Here is a 5,159-nt window from a genome sequence, read left to right on the forward strand (position 1 = left end):
CCTTATTTATACGCAATTAACAAAGAAACATCTTGTGCGATTAGGGAAAAAAGGCCAGGAGGCCACCGTTGGTTTCTACCAGGTCATACATGAAGGGCTTAGCGGGGTGAAAGAAGTAAAGGTACTTGAGGCGGAATCATTTTTTATGCGTCTTTTTAAAAGTTTTACCGATAAATATAAAAAAAACATGACACATGTTGCCGTCTGGCAGATTGCTCCCAAAATAATGATCGAAACCCTTATTGTCACGATGGTTACCGGTTACATATTTTTCGCATACCTGAGTGACCGGGATATTGCCGAAATACTACCGCTTCTTGGAGTTTTCGGGGTCGCATTCATGCGGCTTTATCCTTCCTTTAATGCAATCTTATCCTCCATCTCTTCGATTAGTGCCCAGAAATTCTCATTAGATATTTTATACGATGAGTTGAAGGAAGCTGATCACAAAACAACTCAAACTGTCAGAGACACCCAAGAAACAGCTCTTGCTTACCAGCATTCTTTAGAATTAAAAGGATTGCATTATCGCTATCCGGGATCAGAGCTACCTGCTCTGAAAGATATTAACCTGACAATATCTCCCGGAGAGTCTATTGGCATCGTTGGTAAATCGGGATCCGGCAAAACTACCTTGGCCGATGTCATTTTGGGTCTGCTTCATTACGAAAGCGGAGAAATATTACTTGATGGCATAAATGTATTCCGAGAAATTTCCAAATGGCATGGGATGCTTGGGTACATCCCACAAAATATCTTCTTACTTAACGATACAATTCAGCAGAATATCACCTTTGGAGTTCATGAAGAGGATATTGACCATGAAGCACTCAACAATGCAATTATATCTGCTCAGCTCCAAGAGCTGATCGAGGAACTACCGAAGGGTGTCTTAACTGTTGTCGGGGAACGCGGAGTCCGTTTGTCCGGCGGACAGAGACAGCGCATAGGCATCGCGAGGGCTCTGTATCGGAACCCGAAAATACTTGTTTTGGATGAGGCAACCAGCGCACTGGACAATGAAACAGAGGCTGCTATCTCGAAAGCCATCGAAACTATTTCTCACAATAAAACCCTAATAATAATCGCACACCGTTTAAGTACGGTTAAAAACTGTGATCGGCTCTATCTTATTGATAATGGAAAAATAATATCCCACGGTTCTTATCAGGAGTTAATCAATAAAAATGAATGGTTCAAAAAAGTTAACGATCTGGCTGCAACCCAATAGCTTTTACGCAGTTCCAATGTAAAACAGAGAATATAAATATGAAATCGTTACTGACAATCTGTATTCCTACCTACAAACGCCCGATAACCCTAAAGCGTTGCATTGATTCTATTGTCGAACAGATTGAGAAATTTTCTTTATTTGAAAAGGTAAATATTTACGTTGCTGATGATGCTTCATCAGATGGCACTGGAGATGTTTTAAAACCATACAAAAAATTAAGTTATTTCGATTCAGTCTCTCGCGAGCAAAACCTGGGGATGAATCAAAACATCAAACTGATGCTAAGCGACACTGCCCAAAAGAGCATTTATCAACTTATTATAACGGATGACGATTATCTTCAACCGGACATTTTAGATGAAATAGTAGATTTCATAAATCAACAACTAGAGGCCCCCCTTCCCCCTCCCGTCATCTGGACACCGAGGTATTCATATACTGAAAACGGAGATTTACATTGTGTTGTCTGTAATCCATTCAACAAAAGCAAAGTTATCCATCCCTCAGCCATAAATGCAGGACGGTATATGCATAACGGTTTTGTTTTGTCAGGGCTCATACTTCGAGCAGATCATATAGATTATAAATTCTGGGATCAATATAAAAGAAATGCCTATTTCCCGATGATCTTTGTCGGTGACCTGTTATTCAGATACGGAGGTTATTACTGGGACAAGAATATAGTCCACCATACAGTTCTGAACCAATGTAACTGGGAACGGTGGGGTAAAAATGACATAGTTATATCACTGAGATTGTTATCAGATTATCTGGAAACAAACGGAATATTAGCCAAAAAAATAAGAGAAATATCTTCTTCAACCTTATTTAACTTTTTCGCTTTAAAAAATACCTACAATGCAATTAACAGCCTCTTAGCCTCAAAAAAAACAAGAGGGAATAAAAAAGAACTGTTTGAAGCTATTGATGAACTAAAAAAAGCTGGTTTCCTCAATTTTAATACACAAAGGAAACTTGTTATCACATTCTTATTATCCTATATATCTTCGACGTCTTTTATTAAGCTAGCTGTATATATTTTTTCTTTTATCTTCTCCACTAGAGAAGATAAGAAGAAAAAATATAAGCAGAAAAAGCTGGTATATAGTGAAAATTTGAAGTTTATCCCAATAACCATGAAAATATTTTTCAGATAAATCAGTGTTGCTAAAGACAGTTGACAAAAAACAAACTATGAATCCGGCGCCAATCATCTTATTTGTCTACAACCGCCCCTGGCATACCAAGCAGACGGTTGAGGCCTTGCAAAAAAACGAACTGGCCCATGATAGTGAGTTGTTTATTTACTCTGACGGCCCGAGAAATACCGAGGAAACCCAAGTAGCGGTAGCGGAAGTTAGAAACTACCTGAAGAGCGTTGACGGGTTCAAGAAAATCACCATCACGGAAAGTCCAAAAAATCTGGGCCTTGCCGCTTCCGTTATTAGGGGGGTATCTGAAGTTGTCAATAAGTACGGCAGGGTGATTGTTCTTGAGGACGATCTGGTCACATCACCTTATTTCCTGACTTTCATGAACGATGCCCTGGATGTTTATCAGCACGAAGAGAGTGTCATGCATATATCCGGTTACATGTTCCCCGTCGATACATCAGATTTGCCGGAAACTTTTTTCCTTCGGACTGCCTCCTGCTGGGGATGGGCGACCTGGGATAGGGCCTGGAAACATTACAGAAAAAATCCTCAAAAACTTCTCGGCGAATTTACAAAACAAAAAATCAACCGCTTCAACCTGGATGGCGTGAATAACTTCTGGGCGCAGGTTGAGCGAAATGAAAAAGGATTAATTAATACCTGGGCGGTGTTCTGGTATGCCACTGTTTTCCAAATGGATGGCCTGTGTTTGCATCCGTCTTTTTCCATGGTAAACAATATCGGAAACGATGATACAGGTGTGCATTGCAAACAAAGCTGTGATTTTGACACTACTTTGGCAAGTAAACCAATAAAATATTTCGAGGAAAATATTGCCGAAAGTGCATTGGCACATACAAGAACAAAAGAATTTTTCAGGACACTGAAACCGCCCTTCCTTTACAGAATTTTTTCGGCAATTAGACGCCGTCTCCTCCGTAAAGTTTAGATGCTGTTTAACGCAGTGAAAAGCGAACAGCTAAACCTTAAAATAAGTTTATATAGATTTGGTCATCCTACAATCTATGAGTAACAAAAGTTTTATCTTCTGTTATCAGACAAAATCTTCTCATCGCTATGTTTTTATCAAAACCCATAAACAAGGGTGGGCATCAAATGAATCCATTATTTATACTAAAAAAAATCGCCCGAGCCTTTGGCCTTGAGATTAAGAGAACTAGAACCGAATCTTTTTCTCCGGATATACCTGCTGCTTTTGTGGACACCTATAAAAAAGTCCGATCATATACAATGACTTCTCCAGATCGTATTTTTTCTCTGTGTGAGGCTGTGAAATACGTTCAGGATAAAAACATAGCGGGAGATATAGTTGAATGCGGTGTTTGGAAAGGAGGAAGCATGATGGCTGTTGCCGAAACCCTATTGCAGACTGGTGATCCAAATAGAAGTTTGTATTTATTCGACACCTTCGAGGGAATGCCTCCGCCTACCGAAAATGATGTGGATATATCAGGCATGACGGCCAAGTGCTTATTGGAAACCTCGGATATGGATAGAGACGAATCCGTCTGGTGTCGTGCAAATTTAGATGTTGTAGCGAAGGCATTAGACAGCACAGGTTATCCATCCGAAAGGATCAAACTTATAAAAGGTATGGTTGAACAGACTATTCCTCATTTGGCGCCAGAGAAAATTGCGTTGTTGCGCCTGGATACAGACTGGTACGAATCCACAAAACATGAAATGGAACAATTATTCCCACGTCTTACAAGGGGCGGGGTGCTGATTATCGATGATTATGGGCACTGGCAAGGTGCTAGAAAAGCCGTTGACGAATATCTCGAAAATAATAATGTCAAAATTTTGCTTAACAGAATTGATTACACTGGCCGCATAGCAGTGAAGATTTGATTGAAATGCCTATTTGCAAGATGCTAAACATCGGCTGTGGGACAAGTTACCACCCGGACTGGATAAACCTGGATGTATCGCCTGCCGACTCCAATGTATTGTCAATCGATATTAATAACGGTTTGCCGTTTGCTTCGGAATCCGCGTCTGTCTGCTACAGCTCGCATGTATTGGAACATCTTGACAAGACCGGGGCTTATGATCTGATTGCTGAATGTTTTCGGGTTTTGAAGCGAGGTGGTGTGATCAGATTGGTCCTGCCGGACCTGGAAGGCATTGCCAGGGAATATCTTCGGGTATTGAATGCCGTCGCTTCCGGGGATAACTCAAGAGAACCTGATTATGACTGGATCATGCTGGAGATGTATGACCAAACCGTCAGAAATTTTTCCGGTGGGGAAATGGCGGCTTTCCTGGCGGATCTTGATGAGAAAAATCGGCCCTTCGTATGTTCCAGAATTGGTGCCGAAGCGGAGAAGTTTTGGGAGCCGGAACAGATTTCGCCCCATGGCCGCCGACTCAATACTTTGCCGCGTAAAATTTACCGGAGGAAATTAGTCAAACTATCGCGGGAGAAATTGGCCGGCTGGCTGGTTTATTTGATTGCAGGTAAAACGGCTTTTAAAAATTTTCGTATGGGGATCTTCAGGGGTAGCGGCGAAGTCCATCAATGGATGTACGACCGATTTTCTCTCAAACGTTTATTGGAACAAGCAGGTTTCGTTGATGTGAAAATTTGTGCCGCTAACGAAAGCCGGATTCCTGACTATGAAAAATACTCCCTTGATCTTTTTAACGGCAGGGCAAGAAAGCCGGATTCTTTATATATCGAGGCCACAAAACCGTGAATCTCCTGATACTAAACACCTACGACAAGCAGGGCGGCGCGGCAATAGCTA

General features: G+C 41.2%; 5 protein-coding genes. All 5 read left to right on the plus strand.

The genetic code is table 11. The features are described from left to right. Positions 1–1,231 (plus strand): ABC transporter ATP-binding protein (locus P1P89_22025; GenBank protein MDF1594197.1); only part of this gene is annotated, 1,231 nt, incomplete at its 5' end. A gap of 38 nt (positions 1,232–1,269) precedes the next feature. Further along, complete coding sequence (locus P1P89_22030; protein ID MDF1594198.1) at positions 1,270–2,391, plus strand: glycosyltransferase family 2 protein; 1,122 nt, start codon at positions 1,270–1,272, stop codon at positions 2,389–2,391. A gap of 37 nt (positions 2,392–2,428) precedes the next feature. Further along, positions 2,429–3,337, plus strand: a complete 909-nt coding sequence (locus tag P1P89_22035; protein ID MDF1594199.1) for a glycosyltransferase — start codon at positions 2,429–2,431, stop codon at positions 3,335–3,337. Positions 3,338–3,504: 167 nt separating this feature from the next. Next, entirely contained in the window at positions 3,505–4,260 is a 756-nt protein-coding gene (locus tag P1P89_22040) for a macrocin O-methyltransferase (protein MDF1594200.1), read from the plus strand. A 299-nt stretch (positions 4,261–4,559) separates the two neighbouring features. Next, positions 4,560–5,108: a hypothetical protein gene (locus P1P89_22045; protein ID MDF1594201.1), complete on the plus strand. Its 549-nt coding sequence runs from the start codon at positions 4,560–4,562 to the stop codon at positions 5,106–5,108. The last annotated feature ends 51 nt before the right edge of the window (positions 5,109–5,159 follow it).

Source organism: Desulfobacterales bacterium (assembly GCA_029211065.1).
Lineage (GTDB): Bacteria > Desulfobacterota > Desulfobacteria > Desulfobacterales > JARGFK01 > JARGFK01.